This is a genomic window from Streptomyces achromogenes, from assembly GCF_030816715.1.
Taxonomy (GTDB): domain Bacteria; phylum Actinomycetota; class Actinomycetes; order Streptomycetales; family Streptomycetaceae; genus Streptomyces; species Streptomyces achromogenes_A.
Map to the genome: position 1 here is coordinate 1,836,900 of NZ_JAUSYH010000001.1, position 25,672 is coordinate 1,862,571.

Consider the following 25,672-nt stretch of genomic DNA (forward strand, 5'->3'; position numbering starts at 1 on the left):
CGGGCCCCGGATGTCCGGCCCGGGGCCTCACGGATCGAGGTCGTCCGCCGCGCGCTCGGCGAAGATCCGCATGGCCTTGGCGGTCACCGGACCGGGCACGCCCGGCAGTTCACGGTCGTCGACCCGGTGGACGGCCTGGACGTCGCGCAGCGTGGAGGTGAGGAAGACCTCGTCGGCCCGTTCCAGCACGTCCAGCGGCAGGTCGGTCTCGCTGGCGCCGGTCCACTCAACGGTCAGCTCGCGCGTGATCCCCGCGAGGCAGCCGGAGGCCACCGGCGGGGTGTGGATCTCGCCGTCGAGGACGACGAACACGTTGGAGCCGGTGCCTTCGCAGAGCCGCCCGGCCGTGTTGCCGAACAGCGCCTCGGTGGCGCCCTGCTCGTGGGCCCGGGCCAGCGCGACGACGTTCTCGGCGTACGAGGTCGTCTTGAGACCGGTGAGCGCCCCACGTTCGTTACGGGTCCACGGGACGGTGACGACGGCCGTGGAGTCGGCGCGCCGGGTCGTCCCGCCGAGCGCGACGACGAGGGTGGGGCCCCGGTCTCCGCGGTCGGAGCCGAGGGGGCCGTGGCCGCCGGTGTAGGTGATGCGCAGCCGGCCGAGCGGCATCGGGTCGGCCTCGAGGACGGCGGCGCAGGCGCGGCGGATCTCGTCCTGGTCCGGGTCGGGCAGGCCGAGGCCGCGTGCGGAGCGGGTCAGCCGGTCGAGGTGCCGGGTGAGCGCGAAGGTCTCCCCGTGCATCGCCTTCACCGTCTCGAAGACGCCGTCGCCCACGGTCAGCCCGTGGTCGAAGACGGAGATGCGAGCGGCCTCGCCGTCCTGCAGCCCGCCGTCGAGCCAGATCTTCACGTCAGTCCCTCTCCTTCGGCCTCGCACGTTCCCGTGACCTCGTACGCACCCGACGCTACCGCGAGCAGCCGGGACGCCTTCAGTTCGGTCTCCTCCCACTCGGCCTCGGGATCGGAGCCCCAGGTGATGCCCGCGCCGGTGCCGAAGCGCAGCACGGCCACGCCGTCTGCGGCCCGGTCGATCCAGAAGGTGCGGATGCCGACCGCCAGCTCGCCCGTGCCCCGGTCGGCGTCCACCCAGCCGATGCCGCCGCAGTAGGGGCCGCGCGACGCCGTCTCCAGCGCGTCGATGATCCCGAGCGCGCTGGCCTTGGGGGCGCCGGTGACCGAACCGGGCGGGAAGGCGCCGTCCAGCAGCTCGGGCCAGCCGGCGCCCGCACGCAACTCGCCACGGACCGTGGAGACCAGGTGCACCAGACCGGGATGTTTCTCGACGGCGCACAGGTCGGGGACCGTCACGGTGCCGGTGGCGCAGACCCGTCCCAGATCGTTGCGGACGAGGTCCACGATCATCACGTTCTCGGCGTAGTCCTTGGTGAGGAGGTCCGCCTCGGTGCGTCCGGTGCCCTTGATGGGGCCGGACTCGACGATCCGGCCGGCGCGACGCAGGAAGAGCTCGGGTGACGCGGTGGCCGTCTCCACGCCGTGCGCGGGCAGGCGAATCGTTCCTGCGTACGGTGCGGGGTTACCGCGGGCCAGCAGGGCGGTCAGCGCGTCCACGTCGGCGTCGGGCGCCACGGGCGCGGTCAGCACACGGCACAGGTTGGCCTGGTACACCTCGCCGGCCGCGATGTGCTCCCGGATCCGGCGCACGCCCGCCGTGTACGCCGCGCGGTCGAGGGAGGACGTCCAGTCACCGGCCGCGGGCCCCCGCCAGGCCCCCGGCACGGGGGCGGGCACCGGCTCCTCGCGCACCTCGGCGAAGCGGGCGCAGACCAGACGGCCCTCGAAGTCCGCGCAGACGGCCCAGAACCCGGTGCCGTCGAGGGCGGCGGGATCGCTGGTCACATCGAGGAGACCGGTGGCGAGGCGGCCGCCGAAACGGGCGAGAGGAGGGAGGTCGAGCACATGGTCGAGTGTAGGGCGGGCGCCTCGCCGAGCGTCCTCGCGTGTTCCGCAGGTCACGGCCTCCGGGGGCTCCGACCTGGTGCGCGCGCGAGCGCAGCGCAGCACGCTGCACAAACGCGTTTTTGTACTGGCCCGGGAATCCGCTAGAGTTCAACTCGTCGACGGGCCGCGAGAGCGGAACGAAACGACAGGCGGACGTAGCTCAGTTGGTAGAGCGCAACCTTGCCAAGGTTGAGGTCGCGAGTTCGAGCCTCGTCGTCCGCTCGAAGGAAGAAGGGGTCTTCCCGGCCCCCTACACTCCTGGTGGAGTGGCCGAGAGGCGAGGCAACGGCCTGCAAAGCCGTCTACACGGGTTCAAATCCCGTCTCCACCTCCAAGGACGATTAGCTCAGCGGGAGAGCGCTTCCCTGACACGGAAGAGGTCACTGGTTCAATCCCAGTATCGTCCACTGGATCTGCTCGAAGATCCTTACCCGCGCGATTAGCTCAGCGGGAGAGCGCTTCCCTGACACGGAAGAGGTCACTGGTTCAATCCCAGTATCGCGCACGCAGTGTCACGGTCCCCGGACCGTGGTCCCGAGGACGATTAGCTCAGCGGGAGAGCGCTTCCCTGACACGGAAGAGGTCACTGGTTCAATCCCAGTATCGTCCACACGCCGAGAGCCCCCGGCCGCCTTAGCGGTCGGGGGCTCTTGCGTGCGCCGGTTCAGCTGGAGAAGAGCATGTGGCCGAAGCTCTTGTGGCGGTGGTGGCCGCCGTAGTGACCACCGCCGTGGTGACCGCCGCCGTGCGGGGCTCCCCAGGCGGGAGCGGTCGGCGCGGCAGGGTACGCCTGCGGGGCGCCCGGGGGCGGCGGCGCGGGCTGGGACCACTGGGACTCCACCCGCGTCAGCGCCTCCAGTTCGCCGTAGTCGAGGAAGATCCCGCGACAGTTGCTGCACTGTTCGATCTGGACGCCGTTGCGGTTGTACGTGTGCATCTGAGCGTGACACTTCGGGCACTGCATGTTCGGCTCAACTCCTCGCCGGTCGGTGCTGTATCGCCTACCGCCAGGACAGACACTGTCCGGCTGCGGTCGGTTGCACCCTACTTCGCGAAGTCCGCCGCCACCTGCGAGGGGAGGGAACCCATGCGCGCGCAGGCGTCGACCAGGCACTGTTCGACCTCGTCGAGCGGACGGCCGACCGCAGCCGCCTTGGTGACGGCCCGTGCGGCGGTCTGCACGGTGAGTGCGCGCGCCGAGGCGTCGAGCCGGCCCCAGGGATCGCCGGCGTCCGGCACGGCGGGGCCGGCGGCGGCACGGTAGGCCGTGAGGAAGCGGCCCCACTCGTCGGGTGGGAGCAGCCCGCAGGCGAACCAGGCGGCGGGGCGGGCGAGATCCCAGGCCGGGTCGCCGACGCCGAGGTCGTCGACGTCGATCAGCCGCCACGGGCCGTCCGGGGCGGGGCGGCGGACGAGCTGGCCGAGGTGGAGGTCGCCGTGGCAGAGGGCGCCGGCGCCGGGCATGGGGGCTTCGGCCCGGGCCCAGGCCGGGAGTGTGCGCCAGGCGCCGAGGACCGGGGCGCGAGCGGGATGCGCTCGGGCGGCGCGCAGCAGCGCCACCGCCCGGGCGGCCTTGGCGGGACCGCGCATCGTGGGCAGGCCGGCCGGGACCGGGGTGCGGTGCAGCTCGGCGAGCAGAGCTCCCGCCGCCTCCCAGGGCGCCGCGTCGGGATCGTCCGGGTCCACCGGGGCGCCGTACGGCCAGAACGTGACCAGTCGTCCGTGGAGCATCGTCGGGGCGGGGGTGAGCGGCGGCAGGAGAAGGTGTGGGAGGGCGGCCGCCGCGGCGAGGCGGGGCGCCAGATCGGCCGGATCGGTGTCGGGCGCGTGCGCCTTGGCGACGGTGTCGGCGTGCCGGACGACGACGGCGTCGGGGCGGTCGGCGAGGGTGACCGCCCCGCACGGGCAGGTCTCGGCGGCCGCGTGCGCCCGGGCCGCGGCCCGGCGGGTGAGCGCGGCGAGCAGGGGGTGCGAGGTCACGGGGCTCCTGGACGGCGGCGTGCGGGTCGGTCTCCTCGCGAGGGTACGCACAGGAGTCGCCGGGCGTCGGGGCCTCGAGCCTGTGGGCTTCAAGGGTGGGGAGGAGGAGCGACTCGGGCGGGAGGAAAACAATGCAGGCGCAGCTCCCCAGCTGCGCCTGCATCTTTTGCCGTCCGCCGCACCCCCGTCCCCACGGGGTTTCATGGGTGGATGTCCCCGCCCGGACCGCTCTTCCGGGCCTGGGGTCGCCGCTCAGCGCCCCAGCATCACTCCCACGGACGACGCCTGTGTGGCCACCGTCTCCCAGCCGTCGAAGACGACGAGGAGCAGGACCGCCAGGGGAAGGGCCATCAGCGTCGCCACCAGGGGGTGGCGGCGGCCCGTGCGACGGGGGCGCGTACCGCGTCCCGGTGTGCGGATCGTCGTCCGCGGTGCCGTAAGGGCCATGGTCCCTCTCCTGACCTGATCAGTTGTCGTTGGCAGCGGCGGGTGTCTGACCTCGGGGGACGAGTGCTGCACCCGCCGCTTGACCTCAAATCTAGGCGTGCGGCGGCTTGCGGTCGTCATGCCCTCGTACCGATTGGCGGGCCTCCCGGAGGATGAGCCGCCACCTGGGGTGTACTCCCCTGGGTGGAGAGAAGGTCCTACGTCTCGGGGTGTTCCCGGAGGGGGTGCCCGGTCCGGGCCGGTTTTCCCGAGCACGGTCGTGACTTCGCTCACTTCCGGTGCCTCTCCCGGTACCGCGGCCGGTAGCGGGCGGCCCGCTCCGCCCGCCCTCACGCCATGGGTCCGGGCGGTGTCGCCGACATCCGGGGCCCTGTGCGGCCGGTCACCCTTCATGAGTTCAATCCCCCTTCCGGGACCGGTGGTTGAGGAGGCACGGTCGACAAAGTGCGTCTTTCCCCCGGCCTCCTGACCACTCCTCAATTCTCCCGTCCGGCACTGACAATCCATCGGGACGAGAGGGCGCGGCCTCTGCGCGCGAGCGGCCGTGTAAACGTAAGCTGTGCCACGTCAGACGGACCGGGCAGCGGGGATGAACATGGCGATGATGCGCCTGAGGCGCGAGGACCCGCGTGTCGTCGGCTCGTTCCGGCTTCACCGGCGGCTCGGCGCGGGCGGGATGGGCGTCGTCTATCTGGGCTCCGACAAGAAGGGGCAGCGGGTCGCGCTGAAGGTGATCCGGCCCGATCTGGCGGAGGACCAGGAGTTCCGCTCGCGGTTCGCACGCGAGGTGTCGGCCGCCCGGCGGATCCGGGGCGGCTGCACGGCGCGGCTCGTCGCGGCTGATCTGGACGCCGACCGGCCGTGGTTCGCCACGCAGTACGTGCCCGGCCCCTCCCTGCACGACAAGGTGAACGACGAGGGGCCGCTCGGAGCGGCGGAGCTCGCCTCGATCGGGGCCGCGCTGTCGGAGGGACTCGTCGCCGTCCACGAGGCCGGCGTCGTGCACCGGGACCTGAAGCCCTCCAACATCCTGCTCTCCCCCAAGGGTCCGCGGATCATCGACTTCGGCATCGCGTGGGCGACGGGGGCGTCCACGCTCACGCACGTCGGCACGGCGGTCGGCTCCCCCGGGTTCCTCGCGCCGGAGCAGGTGCGCGGGGCGCTGGTCACACCGGCCACCGACGTGTTCTCGCTCGGCGCCACGCTCGCCTACGCCTCGACTGCCGACTCGCCCTTCGGGCAGGGCAGTTCGGAGGTGATGCTGTACCGCGTGGTGCACGAGGAGCCGCAGCTGCACGGCGTGCCGGACGCACTGGCCCCGTTGGTGCGGGCCTGTCTGGCGAAGGACCCCGAGGAGCGTCCCAGCACGCTCGAACTCTCCCTGCGGCTGAAGGAGATCGCCACCCGGGAGGCCCAGGGCCTCGCGGACGCGCGGCCTCCGGCGCCGCGGGCGGCCGAGGCGGACCGGCCCACGGGACGACTGGCCGACCCCGGTCACTCGGAGCGCACGCTGCGTCATCCGGGCCCCGGCACTCCCCCGCCGCGCGGCGGGACGCCGTCCTCGCGCGGTCCGGCCCCCGCGCGGGGCGGGGCGCCTGCGCGGGGCACCAACCCGGCCCGCGGGGGCGGCGGCGCATCGTCGCGGTCCGGGGCCCGGCCCGCTCCCGGCACCCGCAACACCCGGCCCGGCGGCGGCAGCCGGACCGGACCCCGCAGCGGCGCCGGGCGTCCGGGGCCGAGGACGACGGGCGGCAGGCTGCGGCCCGCCAACCCCCGTCTGCTGCGTCAGCGACTGTTCGTGTTCGTGGTGGTGACCCTGTTCGTGGCGCTGGGCATCGCCCTCGTCCAGGGGTGCGAGGGACCGGCACGCGGGCTCGGCGGACGCGACGGCGTCGTCCGGCACCAGCAGCCGCACCTGCCGCCCGCGCCGGACGCGGGCGGTACGACGGCCGGCTGACCCGGCGGGCACGGCGCGGAGGAGCGCCGGCGTCGGTACGCCGTGGACGTCGACGTCGGGGCGCTCCGGTCCTGTCGCGCCTACGCCGTGGACGTCGACGTCGGGGGCGCTCCGGTCCTGTCGCGCTCGGCCTCACCTGCGGGTCGCGGCGCCGGTCGAGGGCCGGCGCCGTGAGCCGAGGCGGCTGGAGCCAGTGCCGTGACCGGAACGGTTCACCGGCTCACGACGCCCGGCACGGCACCAGGGCGTGTTTCGAAAGTAGCGTCGTCCGCCCGCAGGGCGGCGCCGACGGCGGCTGGTGCGTGCGATCGCAAGGCGGAGGGTCGCCCTGATACTGGAGGTATCGGGGTGATCCCGACAACGCGGCTGGGGGTCCCCCTCTGGGGAGTGCGTGCCAGGCGTCGCGGGGCAGGCCGGACTTTCGAAGCACGCTCTATGTGCGGGGGCGGCCCGTGGCCACCGCGTAGAAGGCGACCGCCGCCGCCGCGCCCACGTTGAGCGAGTCGACGCCGTGGGACATCGGGATGCGGACCCATTCGTCGGCGGCGACGAGCGCCTGGGTGGAGAGGCCGTCGCCCTCCGCGCCGAGCATGAGGGCCACGCGGTCCATCCGGTGCGGGGCGGCCTCGTCGAGGCTGCGGGCCTTCTCGTCCGGGGTGAGGGCGAGCAGGGTGAAGCCGGCCTCGCGGACCGAGTCCAGGCCCTTGGGCCACGTGTCCAGACGGGCGTACGGGACGGAGAAGACCGCGCCCATCGAGACCTTCACGCTGCGCCGGTAGAGGGGGTCCGCGCAGTCCGGTGAGAGCAGTACGGCGTCCATCCCGAGGGCGGCGGCCGAGCGGAAGATCGCGCCGATGTTGGTGTGGTCGTTGACCGACTCCATCACGACCACCCGCCGGGCGGTGTGCAGCAGGTCGGCGGCCGTGGGCAGCGGCCTGCGCTGCATCGAGGCCAGCGCGCCCCGGTGGACGTGATAGCCGGTGACCTGTTCGGCGAGGTCGGGGCTGACGGCGTAGACCGGCGCCGGGAGTTCGTCGATGACGTCGCGCATGACGTCGATCCACTTGGCCGAGAGCAGCATCGAGCGCATCTCGTACCCGGCGTCCTTGGCGCGCCGGATGACCTTCTCGCCCTCGGCGATGAACAGGCCCTCGGCGGGCTCGCGTCTGCGGCGCAGCTCGACGTCGGTCAGGCCGGTGTAGTCGCGCAGGCGCGGGTCGTCGGGATCTTCCACGGTGATGAGATCGGCCACAGGGGTGATACTGCCTTGTCCTGGGTGCGGTGCCAACGGCTCGGAACGGTTGTGTTACCCGCGGTTACTCTGAGGTCCGCGGCCCGACGCCGACGACCGGGCCGATGACGACGACCGCCGGGGGCCTGACCTCCTGGACGCGGACCGTCTCGGCGACCGTGGCGAGCGTGGCGTCGACCCGGCGCTGGGCTGCCGTCGTGCCCTCCTGGACGAGGGCGAGCGGGGTGTCGGGGGACTTGCCGTGCGCGACGAGCGCCTCGGCGATCTTCCCGATCTTGTCGACGCCCATCAGGATCACCAGGGTTCCGGTGAGCTTCGCGAGGGACGCCCAGTCGACCAGCGAGCGCTCGTCGTCGGGTGCCACATGGCCGCTGACCACCGTGAACTCATGGGCGACGCCCCGGTGGGTGACGGGGATGCCGGCAGCGCCCGGCACCGAGATCGAACTCGAGATTCCGGGGACGACCGTGCAGGTGATACCGGCCTCGGCGAGGGCCTGGAGCTCCTCCATGCCGCGGCCGAACACGTACGGGTCGCCGCCCTTGAGGCGGACGACGGACTTGCCCTGCTTGGCGTGCTCGATCAGCGCGTTGTTGATGGCCTCCTGGGCCATGTACCGGCCGTAGGGGATCTTCGCCGCGTCGATCACCTCGACGTGCGGCGGGAGCTCGGCGAGGAGATCGCGCGGGCCGAGCCGGTCGGCGATCACGACGTCCGCCTCGGCGAGCAGACGGCGGCCGCGGACGGTGATCAGGTCGGGGTCGCCGGGACCGCCGCCGACCAGCGCCACGCCGGGGGTCCGGGTGCGGTGGTGGGGGGCGACGAGGGTGCCGTCGCGCAGGCCCTCGACGACCGCGTCGCGGATGGCGGCGGTGTGCCGCGGGTCGCGGCCGCGGCCGTCGGTGGTGAGGACGGCGACCGTCACGCCCTCGCTGTGGCCGGTCGCGGGAGTCCAGGCGGTCGCGGCCTCGGCGTCGTCGGAGCGCACGCACCAGATGCGGTGCTCCTCCGCCTCCGCGGACGCCAGGACGTTCGCCGCGGGGTCGCTCGTGGCGATCAGGGCGTACCAGGCGCCGGCGAGGTCGCCCTGGTCGTAGCGGCGGCGGGACCAGGTGATCTCGCCCGCGTCGGCCATCGCCTCGACGGACGGGGTGGCGCTCGGGGAGACGAGCTCGACGACCGCGCCCGCGGCGATCAGGGCGGGCAGCCGGCGCTGGGCGACCTGGCCGCCGCCGAGGACGACGACCCTGCGGCCGGCGAGGCGGAGACCTACGGGGTAGGCGGGGTGTTCGGCCATGAGGGTGCGGCTCCTCGTACGGGCAGAGAGGTGCAGTGAGCGGGCGCTGCGACTCTGGAGCGGCCCTGACGTGCGCATTTTAGAGGTGTGTTCGGGTGTGTTCAGCATGCGGCGGGGCCAGGGGCGCGCACAAGCGCGCCCGCCGGCCCCGCGGGGTCCTACTTCTCCGTCACGCCGGCCGAGTCGAACGTCGCCACCTCGTGCATCGCCCGGGCCGTGCTCTGCACCAGGGGCAGGGCCAGCAGCGCGCCCGTGCCCTCGCCGAGACGGAGGTCGAGGTCCACGAGAGGACGCAGACCCAGCTTGTTCAGGGCGGCCACATGACCGGGTTCGGCGCTGCGGTGGCCCGCGATGCAGGCCGCGAGGACCTCGGGGGCGATCGCACGGGCCACCAGGGCGGCGGCGCCGGCGCTGACGCCGTCCAGGATCACCGGCGTGCGCAGGGACGCCCCGCCCAGGAGCAGCCCGACCATCGCCGCGTGCTCGAAGCCGCCGATCGCGGCCAGGACGCCGATCGGGTCGGCCGGGTCCGGCTGGTGGAAGTCGAGGGCGCGGCGCACGACCTCGGTCTTGCGCGCGAGCGTCTCGTCGTTGATGCCGGTGCCGCGGCCGGTGACCTCGGCGGGGTCGGCGCCCGTGAACACCGAGATGAGGGCCGCGGACGCGGTCGTGTTCGCGATGCCCATCTCGCCCGTGAGGAGCGCCTTGTTGCCGGCCGCCACCAGATCGCGGGCCGTCTCGATGCCGACCTCGATGGCCTGCCTGGCCTCCTCGCGGGTCATCGCGGGGCCGGTGGTCATGTCGGACGTGCCGGCGCGGACCTTGCGGGGCAGCAGCCCCGGGGTCGCGGGCAGGTCGGCGGCCACGCCCACGTCCACCACGCACACCTCGGCCCCCACCTGGCTCGCGAAGGCGTTGCAGACCGCTCCGCCGCCCAGGAAGTTGGCGACCATCTGGGCCGTGACCTCCTGCGGCCACGGAGTGACCCCCTGCGCGTGGACGCCGTGGTCGCCGGCGAAGATCGCGACGGCCGCGGGCTCCGGGATCGGCGGCGGGCACTGCCGGGACAGACCGGACAGCTGCGCGGAGATGATCTCCAGCATGCCGAGCGAGCCCGGCGGCTTCGTCATGCGCTTCTGCCGCTCCCAGGCCTCGCCGAGCGCCTTGGCGTCCAGCGGACGGACGCTGGCGACGGTCTCGGCGAGCAGATCGTGCGGGTCCTCGCCGGGCAGCGCGCGACGGCCGTACGTCTCCTCGTGGACGACCCACGACAGCGGACGGCGCTTGGCCCAGCCCGCCTGCATCAGCTCCGGCTCCTCCGGGAACTCGTCGACGTAGCCGACGCAGAGGTAGGCGACCACCTCGAGGTGTTCCGGCAGTCCCAGCGCGCGCACCATCTCGCGCTCGTCGAAGAAGCTGACCCAGCCGACGCCGAGGCCCTCGGCGCGGGCGGCGAGCCAGAGGTTCTCGACCGCGAGCGCGGAGGAGTACGGCGCCATCTGCGGCTGGGTGTGACGGCCGAGGGTGTGCCGGCCGCCGCGGGTCGGGTCGGCGGTGACGACGATGTTCACCGGAGTGTCGAGAATGGCCTCGATCTTGAGTTCCTTGAACTGCTTCGCCCGGCCCTTGGGCAGCGACTTCGCGTACGCGTCACGTTGCCGGACCGCCAGTTCGTGCATCGCGCGCCGGGTGTCGGCGGAGCGGATGACGACGAAGTCCCAGGGCTGCGAGTGACCGACGGAGGGCGCGGTGTGGGCGGCCTCCAGGACGCGCAGCAGCACCTCGTGCGGGATCGGGTCGTCGCGGAAGCCGTTGCGGATGTCCCGGCGCTCGCGCATGACCTTCAGGACGGCCTCGCGCTCGGCGTCGTCGTACCCGGGCGCGGCGGGACCCGCCGACACCCTCCGCACGCCTTCGGCAGCCGGGTCGTCGTCCTGTTCGGCGGCTCTGGTCTCCAGGTCCTCCGGGCTCTGCACGATCTCGGGGTCGACGGCTCCGGACGCGGCGGCGCCGGTCTCCTGCCGGGCGTCGGGGGCGTCCTGGGCCGCCGGGGCGGGGCCGGTCCCGCCGGGGGCGATCTCTTCGGCCGCGGTCTCGCGGGGGGCGGGAACCATGGCGGCGGGCAGGCCTGAGGCAGCGGCCCCGGCGGCGGGCTGTGCCTCAGCGGCCGCCTCCGTGGCCGTCCCGGGGGCCGGCTCCGCGACCGGCTGTTCCCCGGTCGGGAGCACGAGCGGCTGCGCCGGGGTCGGGGCGAGGTGCGTGGCGGTGGGCACCGCGCCCTCGACCGGAACGAACTGCCCCAGGGGGTGCTGCGGCGCGGACTCCGGCACGGCGTGCCCGGGCACGGCTTCCTGCGCCTGGTGCACCGCCTGGTCCGCCTCCGGCAGTTCCGGCGCGGGCTGGGGACCCTGGGGGGCGGCGGCCGCGAGGTCCGCGCCCGTCGCGTCGCTCGCCGCCGGGGGCACGGGCAGCGGGGTGGGGACGGCGTCCGCGAGGAATGTCACGGGCGCGGGCTCGGGCTCGGGGGCGGCGGCGGAAGCGAGGGGCGCCTCGGCGGGCGGCTCCGACGCGGCCGGCGTCTCCGGGTCGGGCACCGTCTCCGGGTCGAGCGCCGGCCGGGACTGCGCCACCTCGTCCGGCCCGGGCTCCGGTCCTGCCTCCGGCTGCTGCGGCTCCGGGTGCGGCTGCGGCTCCGGGTGCGGCTGCGGCTCCGACTGCGGCTCCGCGAGGGGCGCTTCGGGGGTGACCGCCGCATCGGGGTCGGCCTGCGGGGGCTCCCCGTGGGCAGGGGCGGACTGCGGGGCGTCCGGGGCGTGGGATGCCGGGTCCGCCATGTGAGCGGCGGCCGGGAGGGGCTCGGGCGTGGGCGAGGTCTCCGGCTCCGCGTCCGCCGCCCGCTGGGTCTCCGGCTGCGGCGTGGGCCCGGCGTCGGCGGCCGGTTCGGCGGGCTGTTCCTCGGCGGATGCGGGCTCGGCCTGCGGGACGATCGGCTCGGCGACAGCATCGGCGCTGGCGACGACATCGGCGTCGGCGTTCGGCACGTGCGCGGATTCCGGGGCCTCGGGAACGGATGCCGTCGGCTCCTGCGCTCCGGCCGCTTCCTCGGTCACGGCCTCGACGGGCTGCGGAGCCTCGGTCTCCTCGGGCTCTGCGCCCAGGGCGGGCCCGGACTCCGGGGCCGGGGCGGGCTCGACGGCCGGGGCGGGCTCGACGGCCGGAACGGCCTCCGGTACCGGAAGCGCGTCGGCGACCGGGACGGCCGGCGTCTCAGGAGCCGGGGCAGGCGCGTCGGCGGGACCGGCGTCCGGGTCCGATCCCTGGACCTGGACCTGAGGCTCGGGCTCCTGGGCGGCTTCCGCCACCGGGCCCGCCTCGCCGGCGTCCGGCGTCTCCGCCGTCTCCGCCCCTACGGGCTCGACCGCCTCTGCGGCGCTGTGTCCGGCCGGGTGCGCGGCTTTCGGCGTCCGGGAGGCCACCGGGGCGTCCTCGTCCGCCGGCAGTGAACCCGTCGGCTCGGCGGGGGCGTCCGCCGGCTGCTCACCGTCGGGCACGGGGGCGTCCGCGGCCTCGGCCAGGTCCTGTCCGGCCTCCGCCATCATCGCGGCGCCCAGCAGCTCGCCGGGGTCGACGACGCCGTACGTCCCGGTGGACGGCGGCTCCGGCGAGGTGCCTTCGGGTTCGGCCGTGTGCCCGGCCTGCGGTTCCTGAGGTTCCTGAGGTTCCTGCGGCTCCTGCGGCTCCTGCGGCTCCTGCGGCTCCTGAGGAGCGGTCGCGGCGATCGCCTCGGTCGACACCCGGGCCACCACGGCCTGGGCCACGCCCGCCGGTTCGCCCTGCTGCTGCGCCGCGACCGGGGCCGGCCCGACCGGTTCCGCGGTGGTCACCCCGGAGGCGGCCGGCGCCTGCGCCGTGACCTGCGCGGCGCCCCAGGGGGACGCGCCCTGCAGCGGCATCTCGCGCAGCTGCGGCACGTCGAGGTACTCGGGTCCGGAGGCGGCCGGGCCGGGCTGGCGGACCGGCGCGCCCGCGGGGCCGCGGTCGGCGAGGGAGCGGACCGGGCTGGCGGAGGCGTCGGGAATCGGCGGGCCGAGGTGCAGGGGGCGGCGCGGGGCCGCCTGGGGCGCCGACGCGCCGGGCAGACGGACGCCGCTGAGGTCGACCGAGCCGCTGTCGCGGCCGTCCGTCTCGTGCGGGCCGGGCTCGTGCACCGTCTCGACCACCGGTAGTGGGGCGGGCGGGGCCACTTCGTTGCCCCACGCGCTCTGGGCGCCCGGCAGCAGCAACAGGTCTGCGTCCTCGGCGGTGGTCTCGGAGAGGTAGGTGTACGCACCGTGCGCGGGGGCGCCCGGCTGCTCCACCATGCCTGCGTTCTCCGGCAGCGCCTCGCCCGGGACCTGGCCGGTGTCGGTCATGCGTACCCCTCGCCCATCGGTTAGTGCTCTTACGACCAGCTCGCCCGGAGCGGCGCACCGACCGCCCCGCAGTGAGAACGAGCGTCCGTGCCCAGCGGCACGAACGACCCGCTCGAAAAAGCGACAAAGCCATACAGTGGCATTGTCCCGGCTGTCGTGTCGTCGCGACAGCTTGATCCGCGACACTCCGCTGTGGACTGCGCCACGTTGCGCGTCCTCCGGTTCTGCCGTACCACACCCGACCCAAAAGGGAGGTGTTTTCCGGACATTGACCGACGAAGCGCCGGGCGACCGGAAGCGGTACGACGATCGGCCAGCTTACCGCGAGCGGTACGACAACAGGATCACCGGGCGGCCGACCGGGGTCAGGGCCTGCGGTCCGCGAGAACCCCCGTGAGCAGGAACGCGACGCTCCGCTCCGTCTCCGTCCAGGCCCGGGTGTCGAGTTCGACGGCCTGGACGAGGGCGCACTCGACGCGGTAGTCGTGCTCGGTCAGGTCGCGGCCCACGAGTTCGGCGGCGTCCCGGGTGGCCGCGTGGGTGACGATGCGCTGCGGACGGCGGTCGGCGACCGCGGAGACGACGGCCGCTCCCCCGCCGCCGACCCGGACGACGTCAGGTTCCGGCAGGTTCTCCAGCACGTGCGGGGCGTCGCCGCGGACGATCTGGAGCTGGACCCCGTACCGGCGCGCGGCGGCGTCGGTGCGGGCGCAGGCCTGCATGTCCCGGTCGACGGCGATCACGGCGGCGCCCGCCCGCGCGGCGTCGGCGGCGAAGGCGCCGCCGCCGCAGCCGATGTCCCAGACGAGGTCGCCCATCCGCGGCCCGAGGTGGGCGAGTTGGGCCGCGCGCAGCAGCGGCGCCTCCCCCTCGCCCAGCCCGCCGCCGTAGGTGTCGGCGGGCTGGGTCCAGCCGCGCGGGCCCACGCCCGGGGCACGGCCGGCGATCCAGCCGCCGTCCCCGGCGGCGACCGGGCCGGCGGGGCCGATGACGATGACGACGTTGGGGTCGCGCCAGGTGTGGTCGGCCGCCTTGTCGGAGGTGACGACGCTGACCTGCTCGCGGTCGGTGCCGAGTTCCTCGCAGACCACGAAGGTGCGGTGCACGCCCTCCATGAGCAGGCCGAGCTCGGCGGGGCCGGCGCCCGGGGAGGTGAGGACGGCGACCTTGGTGTGGGCGCGGCACACGTTGACCGCCCGGCGCAGGGTGCGCCGGTGGGCGACGACCACCTGAGCGTCGTCCCAGGGCATCCCGGCGCGGGCGAAGGCGGCGGCGACGGCGGAGACTGCCGGGACGACCTCGACCTCCAGGCCGAACTCGGGTGCGCGCAGGGTCCGTACGACGCCGAAGAAGCCCGGGTCGCCGTCGGCGAGGACGACGGCGGTGCCGCGGTGGCCGGTGATGCGGCGGGCGGCGAGGGCGACGCTGCCGAGCCGGATGCGTTCCGCGCCGGGCGGCACCTCGGGCAGCGCCAGGTGGTGGGCGGCGCCGGCCACCAGCGTGGCGGCGCTCAGAGCGGAGCGGGCCGCGTCGGTCAGCGGCGAGCCGTCCCAGCCGATCACCGTGACGCGGTCGGCCATCGTCGTCAGTCTCCCCCGGGTTCACGCAGGCAGCGGGCTCCGTGAGGGTACCTGGTCGGCGGGCGGGGGCGGCGGCGGTGACGCCTGCGGCGAGGTCAGTTCCAGTCGGTGTACGACGTGAATCCGCCGCTCTCCGCGAAGTGCTCGCCGCCGCCGTCCAGGTCCTCCGGGAGGAGGCTGTAGACGATGTAGTCGGTGCGCACCTCGTTCCAGGTGCCGTCCTCGGCGCGGGCGCGGGCTATGCAGGCGCCGCGCAGCACGCCCTCGCTGATGCAGCCGATCTTCTGCGCGACCTGCTGGGCGGCGGTGTTGTCGGCGGCCGTGCGCAGCTCGATGCGCTCGAACTTCTGGTCGGTGAAGAGCCATTGGGCGGTCGCCAGCGCCGCCTCGGAGGCGTAGCCCTCGCCGCGCGCCCAGGGGGCGACGATGTACGACAGTTCGGTGGAGCGGACGTGCCAGTTGGTCTTGGCGAGCTGGACGACGCCGACCAGGCGCTGGGTGAGGAACTCGGTGACGGCGAGGTCGAGGCCGCGTCCCGCGGTGCGTTCGCCGGGCGCGTAGTCGGCGACCCAGCGGCGGGCGGCCGCCTCGTCGAAGGGCTGGGGCACCGCGGTCCAGGCCGTGACCTGCTCGTCGTTCATCATGTCGGCCAGGGCGGGCACGTCGTCCTCGTCGAGGGGACGCAAGCCCAACCGCTCCGTGCTGATGGAGATGTTGGGGAAGGTGCTCGTCATGCGCCGCTCCGTAACCTTCGGGACCTCGGGTGAGACCTGCCGCCCCGTCAGGGCCGACTGAACTGCCCAGCATGCAGCATGTGAGCCCGGAACCCCACCACGGGGTCCACACCGGGTGAAGGCGCGGACCCCGTGCGTGTGCGTCGGGGGCGTGGGTCAGAAGGCCGCCACGACGGCGCCGTCGTACTTGTCCTCGATGAACTTCTTCACCTCGGGAGAGGTGAGCAGCCCGGCCAGCTTCTTCACGCGCGGGTCGCCCTCGTCGCCCTTCTTCACGGCGAGGAAGTTGGCGTACGGGTTGTCCTTCGCGGGCTCCGCCGCCAGCGCGTCCTTCGCCGGGCTGAGCTTGGCCTCCAGCGCGTAGTTGCCGTTGATCACGGCGGCGTCGACGTCGGAGAGGGAACGCGGCAGCTGCGCCGCCTCGAGCTCCTTGAACTTCAGGCCCTTGGGGTTGGAGGTGACGTCCTTGGGGGTCGCGTCGTAGCCGGCGCCCGGCTTGAGGCCGATGAGGCCGCTCGACTCCAGGAGCTTCAGCGCGCGGGCCTCGTTGGTGGTGTCGTTCGGCAGGGCGACGGTGGCGCCCTTCGTCAGGGCGTCGAGCTTCTTGACGCTGCGGGAGTACAGGCCGAGCGGCTCGAGGTGCACCGTGGCGCCGGGCACGGCGACGATGTCGGTGCCGTTCTTCTTGTTGAAGTCGTCGAGGTAGGGCTGGTGCTGGAAGTAGTTGGCGTCGACCTCACCCTGCTGGACGGCCGTGTTGGGCGTGACGTAGTCCGTGAACTCCTTGACCTCGAGCTTGAGGCCGGCCTTCGCCGCGAGGTTGTCCTTGACGTAGTCGAGGATCTCGCCCTGCGGGGTGGGAGTGGCGGCGACGGTCAGCGTGGCGTTCGCGTCGGCGCCGGAGTCCTTGTCCGAGCCGCAGCCGGTGAGTCCGAGGGTGAGGGCTCCCGCGGCGAGGACAGCAGTGGCGATCTTGACGGTGTTACGCACGAAAAGTGCCTTTCCTGAAGGTGGTGCGGCCCCGCGTCGGGTGGTGCGGGGAGTCTGGTGGGCGGCTCTCTGAGGGCTCAGGCGACCTTGCCGACGTCGGCGGCGGCCGGCTCCTTCGCCTTCAGCAGGCGGAGCTTGGGGGCGGCGCCCGAGCCGCCGCCGCGGCGGTGGAGGGAGCGGGCCGCGTAGTCGCCGGCGAACTGGATGAGGGAGATGACGACGGCGAGGATCGCCACCGTGATCCACATCAGTTCGGTCTGGAAGCGCTGGTAGCCGTAGCGGATGGCGATGTCGCCGAGCCCGCCGGCGCCGACGGTGCCGGCCATGGCGGAGTAGCCGATGAGGGTGACGACCGTGGTCGTGGTGCCGGCGACGAGTGAGGGCAGGGACTCCGGGACGAGGACCTTGCGCACGATCGTCCAGGTGCCGCCGCCCATCGACTGCACGGCCTCGACGAGCCCGCCGTCCACTTCGCGGACAGCCGTCTCGACCAGGCGCGCGAAGAACGGGATGGCCCCGATGGCGAGCGGCACGATCGCGGCCTCGCGGCCGATGGTGGTGCCGGTGAGGGTGCGCGTGAAGTTCATCAGCGCCACCATCAGGATGATGAAGGGCATCGAGCGGGCGACGTTCACGATCTGGCCGATGACCTTGTTGGCGAAGACGTTCTGGAGCAGGCCGCCGCGGTCGGTCAGGACCAGCAGCACCCCGAGCGGGAGGCCGCCGGCGACGGCGACGAGGGTGGACCAGCCGACCATGTAAAGGGTGTCCCCACAGGCCTGCGCCAGGAGGGGCTGCATCTCCGACCAGCTCACTTGACGCCTCCCTCGATGAGCGCGGGTTCCCGGTGCGCGGGATCCCGGGTCGCGTGGTCCACGACGTCGATCCGCAGCCCCTGTTCGCGCAGGAAGCCGATGGGCACGACGTTGTCCTCGTAGCGTCCGGGCAGTTCGATGCGCATCCGGCCGATCTGGAGGCCGCCGACGGTGTCTATCGCGGCGCCGAGGATCGATATGTCGATGTTGTAGGTGCGCGACAGCCGGGAGATGACGGGCTGGGTGGCCGCCTCGCCGTGGAAGGTGACGTCGACGACGGTGCGGTCGTCGCCGCTCGCCCCGCCGCCGACCGGGAAGAGCGCGGCGGCCAGTTCCGAGCCGGGGGTGGCGAGCAGTTCGCTGACCGTCCCGGACTCGACGACCCTGCCGTGCTCCATGAGCGCGGCGGAGTCGCAGATCGACTTCACCACGTCCATCTCGTGCGTGATGAGCAGGACGGTCAGGCCCAGTTGCCGGTTCAGGTCGCGCAGCAGCTGGAGGATGGAGCGGGTGGTCTCGGGGTCGAGTGCGCTGGTCGCCTCGTCGGAGAGCAGCACCTTCGGGTCGCCGGCCAGTGCGCGGGCGATGCCGACGCGCTGCTTCTGGCCGCCGGACAGCTGCGCCGGGTAGGCCTTCGCCTGACCGGCGAGCCCGACCAGGTCGAGCAGTTCCAGCGCCTTGCGGGCACGTTCCTTCCCGGAGAGGCCGAGGATCTCCAGCGGCAGTTCGACGTTGTCCTGCACGGTCCGCGAGGACAGCAGGTTGAAGTGCTGGAAGACCATGCCGATCCGGCTGCGCGCCTGCCGCAGCTCCCTGCCGGCGCGGGGTCCGCGCCCGGCGAGCGCGGTGAGGTCCCGCCCGTCGACGGTGACCGTGCCGGCGGTGGGGCGCTCCAGGAGGTTGACGCAGCGGATGAGCGAGGACTTCCCGGCGCCGGACCGGCCGATGACGCCGTACACCTCGCCTTCGCGTACATGCAGGTCGACGCCGTCGAGGGCGGTGACCTCACGGCCGCGCGAGCGGTAGACCTTGGTCAGGCCCGTGGTGGTGATCACGTGGGGGTTTCCGTCACTGTCGAGTGCGCGGGCGTGGGTGTGCCCGGGCGCACGGATACGGGCTGTCAGGGCGCGACACGGTTCTCGCCGTGGCGGAAGGAACCGGGGAGAGACATGTGCGCGGGGCGCGGCTCAGCTCACGTACGGCGGGGATGCGGCGTACGGACCTGCCACGGCGGCTCGCTTCGGGGCGCGAGCTCGGGGGTGGTGCGGGGGCCCTCTAGAAGGCGCACATTCGACACATACAACGAGCACCGGGCGTCAGGGTCGCCTCGGTCGCACGGGTGCGGCTGCTCGTCGTGGTCATGAGCATCAGTAAAGCAGACGTACGGTCCTGACCAAGACACCGTTGTCCATATGCTGAACGACAGTGGACAGCTGTGGGCTGCCTCCCGCGTCGCCGACCCCGGCGCGGAGATCTCCGCTCGCGCGCCGGTGACCAGCGCCGACGGGCCGGACGGGCCCCCGACCGCGAGGCCGGTGCCCGGTTCGCGCACCCGGCACGCTGTGGCCGACACCACGGCCGCGCCGCCGGTCGTACGGGCCCACGGGGCCGACCTCGGGGTGTCTGTTACGCCGTATTAAGGTCACTGCATGCTTGATGCCCTGACGGCGGCCACCGGCGTCGCCGCGTTGCTGCTCGCCGCCTGGTGCGGCTGGGCCGCCTACCGCGACCAGCCGACCAAGGACTGGCACTTCATCGGGATGGCCGTGGTCTCGCTGCTGGCGACGGTCCAGCTGGTGGTCGGGATCGTGCAGCTGGCGCGGGGCGAGAAGCCGGAGCAGGGCACGACGCTCTTCGTGGCGTATCTGCTGGGCGCGTTCGCGTGCGTGCCGACGGCGGGGTTCATGTCGCTGGCCGAGCGGACCCGCTGGGGTTCGGTGACGGTCGCCGCGGGCGGTGTGGTGCTCGCCGTGCTCGAGGTGCGGCTCTTCGACATCTGGGGAGGCTGAGATGACGGCGGTGCGGGAGAAGCCGGACCGGCTGATCAGCGGGCCCGGGATGCTGCTGGTCTGGTTCTACGGCGTGATGGTGGTCGGGGCGGTGTCGCGGTCGGCGTACGAGATCGCCGCACACTTCGACCGGGCGCCGCTGTCGTACACGCTGTCGGCGGTGGCGGGTGTGGTGTACGGCTTCATCACGTACTCGCTGGTGCGGGGCGGCGAGACGGCCCGCAGGGCGGCGCGGTTGTGCTGCGCCGCCGAACTCGCGGGCGTGCTGGTCGTCGGGACCTGGACCCTGGTTCAGCCGTCCGCCTTCCCGGAGGCGACCGTCTGGTCCGACTACGGGTCGGGGTACGTCTTCATCCCCGTGCTGCTGCCGGTGTCGGCCCTGTACTGGCTGCGCGCCTCCCGCACTTCTACGCCGTAGCCGCGTACTCCCCGGCCTGCTTCTCCAGGACGATCATCAGCACGCCGTCGGTGCCCTGGGAGGTGCCGACCGTCTCGTAGCCGACCCGGCGGTAGAGGCGGAGGTTGCCCTCGCTGCGGTGGCCGGCGAAGAGGCGGAACTTCTTGGCGCCGCGCTCGCCGCCCAGCGCCGACTCGGCGGCGCGCAGCAGCCGCGCGCCGATGCCGTGCCCCTGGAGGCGGGGGTGGACGCAGAGCTTGCCGATGGCGGCGGCCCCGTCCTCGGTGAGGGTGCCGCGTACCGAGCCGACCACCTCGTCGCCCAGCCGGGCCACGAAGACGCAGTCGGCGGTGAGCTCCTGCCGGACCGAGTCGAGGCTCTGGACGAGCGGGGCGATGCGGTAGTTCCCGTACAGCGCGGCTTCGCTCTGGAAGCACAGGTACTGCAGTCTGAAGATCTGCTCGGCATCCTGCTCGGTCGCCACCGAGATGGTCACGCTCATGCCCATGTGCGCACGCCTCCCGCTCACCTGATCACCTATGGTCCCTCACTCCTATCCCCGCACTTCGGAAGCCGCAACCTCCGGTGCGAGCAAACGACGAAGACATCCCAGACATCTGGAACGTTCCGGTCCGAGACTGCCCTGTGAGATACCCAACTTCCCCGCGATCTCCCGGTAGGTGAGGTCCTCGGGCGAGAGGAGGGCCTGCAGAAGACGCGAGCAGCGGCCGGGCAGCCGGTGCACGGCCGCACGGAGCGCGCGGTGGCGGGCGGCGGTCAGGGCCAGGTGTTCGGGTCCGCGTTCCGCGTCGTCGGCGGGCTCGGTCTCGTAGGGCTCGTAGGGCTGTTCACGGCGCGCGGTACGGCGGGTGCGGCGGACCTCCGCCCGGACCGCCCGGCGCAGCCAGCCCTCGGGATCGCGGGGCGGGCCGTCGGCGGCGAGGCGTTCGAGCAGCCGGAGCCAGACCGCCTGCTCCAGGTCACCGGGTTCGGCGCCGGCGGCGGGGGCCTCTGCGGAGGCTTCCGCGCTGAGCAGCGGGTGCAGGGAGGCGAGCAAGTCGGTGGTCATATGCCACACGATGCGGCGGCCCGGGCGGTCGGTTGCCCGGGCCGCCGACTGTCACCCCAACGAGGACTCAGCCGTTGACGAAGTCCGCGCGGGCCAGCAGCGCGGTGTCCGGGTTGTCCGTGAAGACCCCGTCGATGCCGGTCGCGAAGTAGGTCCGGAACGCGCCGAAGGAGTCCCCGTAGGCGTCCGCGTCCGAACCCTTGCGGAAGTCGGCGGGCAGGAAGGGGTTCTCGTTGCGCATGGTGTAGGGGTGCAGGACCAGGCCGACCGCGTGGGCGTCCTTCACCAGGGTGGTCGGCCTGGTCAGCTTGCCGTCCGCGTCCTTGGGGATGACCAGGTCGAGGGTGGGTCCGATGCCCTGCGCGTACCCGGCGAGCTCCCGCAGGCCGGCCCGCGTGATCAGGTCGGCGACGGTGCGCGGGTCGCCCGTCTCGACGAAGTCCCAGGGCCGGGAGCCGGCGGTGGACAACAGCACCACGAGCGGGTTGTCGACCAGCTTGTTCAGGCGCTGGATGCTGGTCGGCTCGAAGGACTGCAGGACGACCGGCGAGTTCTTCCTGTCCTTGCCGTACTTGTGCAGCAGCTTGGCGACCCGCTCCTCCAGGCCCAGGCCCTGCTTGCGGAAGTAGGTGGGGTGCTTGGTCTCGGGGTAGATCCAGACCTGCCTGCCGCGCCTGCGGGTCTGCTCGTCCTGCCACTTCAGGACCTCCTCGAAGGTGGGGATCCCCCAGCGGCCGTCGTAGAGCGTGTTGTGCGGGCGGTTGGCCGGGATGCGCTCGACCGCCCGCAGTCTCTTCAGCTCGGCGAGCGTGAAGTCCTCGGTGAACCAACCGGTGGTGGGGACGCCGTCGAGCACCTTGGTCGTCCGGCGGCCGGCGAACTCGGGGTGGGCGGCGACGTCCGTCGTGCCGCCGATCTCCGGCTCGTGCCGGCAGACGAGGTGGCCGTCCCGGGTGGGGACCAGGTCGCCGGCCTCGACGATGTCGGCCCCGAGGTCGAGGGCGAGCTGGTAGGAGCCGAAGGTGTGCTCGGGGCGGTAGCCACTGGCGCCGCGATGACCGATGACGGTCGGCACCGGAAGGCTCTTGAGGCCGCCTCCCCCGTGGCGTGCCGCGGCGGCCGCCGCCGTGCCGGACAGACCGAGCACGCCTCCGGCGCCGAGCACGGCCGCGCCCAGGAGCGCCCGCCGCCCGGTGCCGCCCGTGCCCGACTGCTCGTTCGACTCGTGCGTGTCCTGCGTTCCCATGAGGGGCCTCCAGCCGTCGGCTCGTCCGTGCGGGCCGATGGTAGGGGCGTGGACATGACCCCCGGGAGACCTCCGCCCCAACACGCGGCGGACGGCGGACGGCACGTGGTGTACGCCGGGTGCGCGAGGTCGCCTACGACGGATGCGGTCCGTGCGGTACGTCGAGGTGACGGGTCGTCGGACGCGGAGATTCGCCGCGCGTGGCCGGGGAACCCGGTCGTCGCCGGCACGGGGCCCGTCGGCGACGGGGAGGATCCGGGGCCTTCCTCCCCCGTTTCCGGGGGCGGTCCTCCTCGTTCCGTCCGGATGACGGGCAGGCTACGGGCGTGCTGCCGCCGGACTGCCGACGGGCGGCTCTGCGGCCGTACAGGTAAACAAACGTCAACAGTGCGTAAGACCCGGGTGACCCGATGTGCGTCGGCCCCCGGCCCGCGAGTATCGTCCTCACCTGCACAGACTCATACCGTTTTCCCTTGACATCGGAGGGCTCGTTGTCGCGCTTCGCGCTCATCAAGGCAGTGCTCGGACCGATCATGCGCCTGATGTTCCGCCCCCGGGTCGAGGGCGCGGAGCACATCCCCGGCGACGGCCCCGTGATCCTGGCGGGCAATCACCTCACCTTCATCGACTCGATGATCCTGCCACTGGTGTGCGACCGACAGGTCTTCTTCATCGGCAAGGACGAGTACGTCACCGGCAAGAGCCTGAAGGGCCGGCTGATGGCCTGGTTCTTCACCGGGGTCGGCATGATCCCGGTGGACCGGGACGGGGGCCGCGGCGGCGTCGCCGCGCTGATGACCGGGCGCCGGATCCTGGAGGAGGGCAAAGTCTTCGGGATCTACCCCGAGGGGACGCGGTCTCCCGACGGCCGCCTCTACCGGGGCCGTACCGGCATCGCGCGGCTGACCCTGATGACGGGTGCGCCCGTCGTGCCGTTCGCGATGATCGGCACGGACAAGCTGCAGCCGGGCGGAGCGGGCATGCCCCGCCCGGGCCGCGTGACGGTCCGGTTCGGCGAGGCGATGGAGTTCTCCCGGTACGACGGGATGGACCGGGACCGCTATGTGCTCCGGGCCGTCACGGACTCCGTGATGACCGAGGTCATGCGGCTGTCGGGGCAGGAGTACGTGGACATGTACGCCACCAAGGCCAAGGCGGCGTAACCCCGCCGCCGGGGGGTGCTGGCGCCGTTCCCCGCGCCCCCGGTCGCCTCCCTCAGCCGGCGGTCTCCAGGCGCTGTCCCCTGAGCAGGAACCACGCCGCGACCGCCGCCGCCAGCAGGACCGCCGCGCCCACCCCGGACGCCACCGCGAGGCCGTCGACGAAGGCCTCGCGGGCCGACGCCAGCATCTCCGCGCCCGCGGCCGGCGGCAGGTGCCCCGCCGCCTCCACCGCACCGCCCAGCGACTCGTGCGCCTGTTCCGGCGTGCCCGCCGGGGCCGCGAAGCCCCGGTAGACGCCGGTCACGATCGAGCCGAGCAGGGCGATGCCGAGCGCCGCGCCGAGTTCGTACGCCGTCTCGGAGACGGCCGAGGCCGCGCCCGCCCGGTCCTTCGGCACCGAGCTCAGGATGACGTCCGCCGTCACCGTGAACGAGAACCCGGCGCCCACGCCCACCACCAACAGGGCCGCGCCCAGCAGGGGGTAGCCGGTGGTCCCGGTGACCGTCGTCAGCGCGGCCAGTGCCAGGCCGATCGCCGCGAGACCGCCGGAGACCACGGCCCGCACCGAGAAGCGGCGCGCCACGCGGCCCGCCAGCAGACCGGCCGTCACCGCGCCCACCGCCGCCGGCAGTTCGGCCAGCCCCGCCTCCAGGGGCCTCCTGCCCTGGACCGACTGCAGGTACTGGGAGAGGAAGAACACCAGGCCGGACATGCCCAGCACGGTCAGCAGGTCGGCCAGGACCGCGCCGCTGAAACCGCGCCTGCGGAACAGCCGCATGTCCAGCAGCGGGACCGGGAGCGCGAACTGACGGCGCACGAAGCCGTACAGCGCCGCGGCGCCGAGCACGGCCGCGGCGAGGGTCCCCCAGGTCGGGCCGTGACCGGCGACCTCCTTCACGGCGTACACGACGGCGATCACGCCGACCAGCGACAGCGTCACGCTGACCAGGTCCCAGGGGCCGTGGTCGGGGTTCCTGGACTCGGGCAGCGTCTTCACGCCGACCACCACGAGCACCACCATGACGGGCAGGTTGATGAGGAAGACCGAGCCCCACCAGAAGTGTTCGAGGAGGAATCCGCCCACGATCGGGCCGACCGCGGTGCCCGCCGAGGCCGTCGCGCCCCAGATGCCGACGGCCAGGCTGCGTTCGCGCGGGTCGTGGAAGAGGTTGCGGATCAGCGCGAGGGTGGCCGGCATGAGGGTCGCTCCGGCCACGCCCAGCAGGGCGCGGGCCGCGATCATCGTCTCCGGGGACGTCGCGTAGGCGTTGAGGACCGATATGAGGCCGAACGCGGTGGCGCCGACCAGCAGGATCCGCTTGCGGCCGATGCGGTCGCCGAGGCTGCCCATGGAGACGAGCAGGCCGGCGATGACGAACGAGTAGACGTCGCCGATCCAGAGCAACTGGGTGCCGGAGGGTTCGAGGTCCTCGCTGATGTACGGGGTCGCGAGACCGAGGACGGTCGCGTCGACGGCCACCAGCAGCACGGCGAGCACGAGGACGGAGAGCGCCGGCCAACGGTCGGGGCGCCTCACCGCCTCGGTCGTGGTCGCCGGCTGCAGGGTGCTGGTCATGGTTCCTCTGTTCGTGAGCCGGGTGAGCCCAAGGATCGGGTGACGGGGATGGAGGGCCGCTCGAACCGGCGCAGGGCGGTCGGCGGCGGGCCGTGGGGCACCGAGCAGTGGGCCGCCTGACGGTGGCGCCGAGCGGTGACGGCGCCGAACGGGGACGGCACCGAACGGTGGTGGTGCCGGGGCCCTAGTGGCGCAGGGCGCCGCCGAGCAGCAGCTCGGTGATCATGTGGGTGAAGTCCTTGCCGGCGACCCGGCCCTCGGAGACCGCCCAGGCGCCGGAGGCCAGCAGGCCGTAGAGCGCCTCGGTGAGCCAGGCGGGGGTGAGGTCGATGCGGAACTCGCCGTCGGCCTGGCCACGCCGGAACAGGGCCGCGACGCGCTCGTCGATCCTGGTCCAGCCCGGGTTCTGCTGCTCGCCCTCGAAGAGCTGGTTCTCGGTGTAGAGGAAGGCGAGCAGGGCGGCGGCCGGTTCGATCTCCCGGACGAGCCGGCGTACGGCGTCGGGCGCCGGGCCCTCGTCCAGCCGCGCCGCCTCCAGGGCGGACTCGCACTCCGCGATGCCGAGGGACTCCAGGGCGCGCACGAGCGCGTCACGCCCGGCGAAGTGGCGGTGCAGCGTGGCCCGGCTGATCCCGGCCGCCTTGGCGACCTCGTCCATCGTCGCGGTGGATTTTCGGGTCAGCAGGGCCGCGGCACTGCGCAGCACATGGTCACGGTCGACAGCCATGAGACAACTATAGCGCATGTGAGACATAAATGTCTCACCCTTGGGGTGTACGGCTCACCCGGC

General features: G+C 73.3%; 23 protein-coding genes and 5 tRNA genes. 10 read left to right on the forward strand and 18 right to left on the reverse strand.

Translation table 11 applies throughout. The features are described from left to right. Window positions 1–27 precede the first annotated feature (27 nt). Complete coding sequence (locus QF032_RS08305; protein WP_307055583.1) at window positions 28–849, reverse strand: aminotransferase class IV; 822 nt, start codon at window positions 847–849, stop codon at window positions 28–30. After that, window positions 846–1,916 carry a chorismate-binding protein gene (locus QF032_RS08310; protein ID WP_307055585.1) on the reverse strand — a complete coding sequence of 357 codons (1,071 nt, stop codon included), beginning with the start codon at window positions 1,914–1,916 and terminating at the stop codon, window positions 846–848. Before QF032_RS08310 ends, QF032_RS08305 begins: the two co-directional genes overlap by 4 nt. Before the next feature lie 191 nt (window positions 1,917–2,107). On the opposite strand from QF032_RS08310, the gene QF032_RS08315 reads away from it, so the two are divergent. The 5 genes from QF032_RS08315 (at window position 2,108) to QF032_RS08335 (ending at window position 2,568) form a co-directional block, all read left to right on the forward strand. Continuing rightward, window positions 2,108–2,180, forward strand: a tRNA-Gly gene (locus tag QF032_RS08315). A gap of 38 nt (window positions 2,181–2,218) precedes the next feature. After that, window positions 2,219–2,292, forward strand: a tRNA-Cys gene (locus tag QF032_RS08320). A gap of 1 nt (window position 2,293) precedes the next feature. Then, window positions 2,294–2,365, forward strand: a tRNA-Val gene (locus QF032_RS08325). A gap of 26 nt (window positions 2,366–2,391) precedes the next feature. Next, window positions 2,392–2,463 (forward strand) — tRNA-Val (locus QF032_RS08330). A 33-nt stretch (window positions 2,464–2,496) separates the two neighbouring features. Then, window positions 2,497–2,568 (forward strand) — tRNA-Val (locus tag QF032_RS08335). A gap of 54 nt (window positions 2,569–2,622) precedes the next feature. Here QF032_RS08335 and QF032_RS08340 read toward each other — a convergent pair. From QF032_RS08340 to QF032_RS08350, 3 genes are all read right to left on the reverse strand, one after another. Further along, window positions 2,623–2,922, reverse strand: coding sequence for a TFIIB-type zinc ribbon-containing protein (locus QF032_RS08340; RefSeq protein ID WP_307041221.1), 300 nt, complete (start codon window positions 2,920–2,922; stop codon window positions 2,623–2,625). Between the two features lie 80 nt (window positions 2,923–3,002). Continuing rightward, window positions 3,003–3,938, reverse strand: a complete 936-nt coding sequence (locus QF032_RS08345) for a phosphotransferase family protein (RefSeq protein ID WP_307041223.1) — start codon at window positions 3,936–3,938, stop codon at window positions 3,003–3,005. Between the two features lie 252 nt (window positions 3,939–4,190). Beyond that, complete coding sequence (locus QF032_RS08350; protein ID WP_057580393.1) at window positions 4,191–4,385, reverse strand: hypothetical protein; 195 nt, start codon at window positions 4,383–4,385, stop codon at window positions 4,191–4,193. 589 nt (window positions 4,386–4,974) lie between these two features. Here QF032_RS08350 and QF032_RS08355 point away from each other — a divergent pair. Further along, complete coding sequence (locus tag QF032_RS08355; protein ID WP_307060186.1) at window positions 4,975–6,342, forward strand: serine/threonine-protein kinase; 1,368 nt, start codon at window positions 4,975–4,977, stop codon at window positions 6,340–6,342. A 433-nt stretch (window positions 6,343–6,775) separates the two neighbouring features. On the opposite strand, the gene QF032_RS08360 is transcribed toward QF032_RS08355, so the two are convergent. The 8 genes from QF032_RS08360 to QF032_RS08395 all read right to left on the reverse strand — a co-directional run bounded on the left by QF032_RS08360 (window position 6,776) and on the right by QF032_RS08395 (window position 18,477). Beyond that, window positions 6,776–7,594, reverse strand: a complete 819-nt coding sequence (locus QF032_RS08360) for a TrmH family RNA methyltransferase (RefSeq protein ID WP_306953872.1) — start codon at window positions 7,592–7,594, stop codon at window positions 6,776–6,778. Window positions 7,595–7,658: 64 nt separating this feature from the next. Further along, on the reverse strand, window positions 7,659–8,891 hold the full coding sequence (gene cobA / locus QF032_RS08365) for a uroporphyrinogen-III C-methyltransferase (protein ID WP_307041225.1): 1,233 nt from the start codon (window positions 8,889–8,891) through the stop codon (window positions 7,659–7,661). 158 nt (window positions 8,892–9,049) lie between these two features. After that, complete coding sequence (gene cobT, locus QF032_RS08370; protein WP_307055587.1) at window positions 9,050–13,303, reverse strand: nicotinate-nucleotide--dimethylbenzimidazole phosphoribosyltransferase; 4,254 nt, start codon at window positions 13,301–13,303, stop codon at window positions 9,050–9,052. Window positions 13,304–13,668: 365 nt separating this feature from the next. Further along, window positions 13,669–14,883 (reverse strand): precorrin-6y C5,15-methyltransferase (decarboxylating) subunit CbiE, encoded by a 1,215-nt coding sequence (gene cbiE / locus QF032_RS08375; RefSeq protein ID WP_306953869.1) that lies wholly within the window; start codon window positions 14,881–14,883, stop codon window positions 13,669–13,671. A gap of 95 nt (window positions 14,884–14,978) precedes the next feature. After that, window positions 14,979–15,617 carry a GNAT family N-acetyltransferase gene (locus tag QF032_RS08380; RefSeq protein ID WP_307055589.1) on the reverse strand — a complete coding sequence of 213 codons (639 nt, stop codon included), beginning with the start codon at window positions 15,615–15,617 and terminating at the stop codon, window positions 14,979–14,981. Between the two features lie 156 nt (window positions 15,618–15,773). Beyond that, window positions 15,774–16,607 (reverse strand): MetQ/NlpA family ABC transporter substrate-binding protein, encoded by an 834-nt coding sequence (locus tag QF032_RS08385; protein ID WP_307055591.1) that lies wholly within the window; start codon window positions 16,605–16,607, stop codon window positions 15,774–15,776. Between the two features lie 77 nt (window positions 16,608–16,684). Beyond that, the gene (locus QF032_RS08390) at window positions 16,685–17,422 is read right to left on the reverse strand and encodes a methionine ABC transporter permease (RefSeq protein WP_306953866.1); all 738 of its coding nucleotides are present in this window, start codon (window positions 17,420–17,422) and stop codon (window positions 16,685–16,687) included. Continuing rightward, entirely contained in the window at window positions 17,419–18,477 is a 1,059-nt protein-coding gene (locus QF032_RS08395) for a methionine ABC transporter ATP-binding protein (RefSeq protein WP_307055594.1), read from the reverse strand. Before QF032_RS08395 ends, QF032_RS08390 begins: the two co-directional genes overlap by 4 nt. Before the next feature lie 357 nt (window positions 18,478–18,834). Between QF032_RS08395 and QF032_RS08400 the strand changes: the two genes are divergently transcribed. The 3 genes from QF032_RS08400 to QF032_RS08410 are packed head-to-tail and all read left to right on the forward strand — an operon-like array spanning window position 18,835 to window position 19,849. Then, entirely contained in the window at window positions 18,835–19,062 is a 228-nt protein-coding gene (locus QF032_RS08400) for a hypothetical protein (RefSeq protein ID WP_307055596.1), read from the forward strand. 9 nt (window positions 19,063–19,071) lie between these two features. Next, entirely contained in the window at window positions 19,072–19,431 is a 360-nt protein-coding gene (locus tag QF032_RS08405) for a hypothetical protein (RefSeq protein ID WP_307041237.1), read from the forward strand. Window position 19,432: 1 nt separating this feature from the next. After that, complete coding sequence (locus QF032_RS08410; RefSeq protein ID WP_307041239.1) at window positions 19,433–19,849, forward strand: hypothetical protein; 417 nt, start codon at window positions 19,433–19,435, stop codon at window positions 19,847–19,849. Here the strand turns inward: QF032_RS08410 and QF032_RS08415 are convergent. From QF032_RS08415 to QF032_RS08425, 3 genes are all read right to left on the reverse strand, one after another. Beyond that, a complete protein-coding gene (locus QF032_RS08415; RefSeq protein WP_306956172.1) occupies window positions 19,839–20,336 on the reverse strand; it encodes a GNAT family N-acetyltransferase in 498 nt (165 codons plus the stop codon). The two genes, QF032_RS08410 and QF032_RS08415, sit on opposite strands and share 11 nt — an antisense overlap. 45 nt (window positions 20,337–20,381) lie before the next feature. After that, window positions 20,382–20,897 carry an RNA polymerase sigma factor gene (locus QF032_RS08420; RefSeq protein ID WP_307055598.1) on the reverse strand — a complete coding sequence of 172 codons (516 nt, stop codon included), beginning with the start codon at window positions 20,895–20,897 and terminating at the stop codon, window positions 20,382–20,384. A gap of 67 nt (window positions 20,898–20,964) precedes the next feature. After that, the gene (locus QF032_RS08425) at window positions 20,965–22,143 is read right to left on the reverse strand and encodes a glycerophosphodiester phosphodiesterase (protein WP_307041242.1); all 1,179 of its coding nucleotides are present in this window, start codon (window positions 22,141–22,143) and stop codon (window positions 20,965–20,967) included. A 491-nt stretch (window positions 22,144–22,634) separates the two neighbouring features. Here QF032_RS08425 and QF032_RS08430 point away from each other — a divergent pair, with 491 nt between their 5' ends. Next, on the forward strand, window positions 22,635–23,306 hold the full coding sequence (locus QF032_RS08430; protein WP_306956171.1) for a lysophospholipid acyltransferase family protein: 672 nt from the start codon (window positions 22,635–22,637) through the stop codon (window positions 23,304–23,306). 52 nt (window positions 23,307–23,358) lie between these two features. On the opposite strand, the gene QF032_RS08435 is transcribed toward QF032_RS08430, so the two are convergent. Next, window positions 23,359–24,882 carry an MFS transporter gene (locus QF032_RS08435; protein WP_307041244.1) on the reverse strand — a complete coding sequence of 508 codons (1,524 nt, stop codon included), beginning with the start codon at window positions 24,880–24,882 and terminating at the stop codon, window positions 23,359–23,361. Between the two features lie 184 nt (window positions 24,883–25,066). Further along, entirely contained in the window at window positions 25,067–25,609 is a 543-nt protein-coding gene (locus QF032_RS08440; protein ID WP_306953857.1) for a TetR/AcrR family transcriptional regulator, read from the reverse strand. Between the last annotated feature and the right edge of the window lie 63 nt (window positions 25,610–25,672).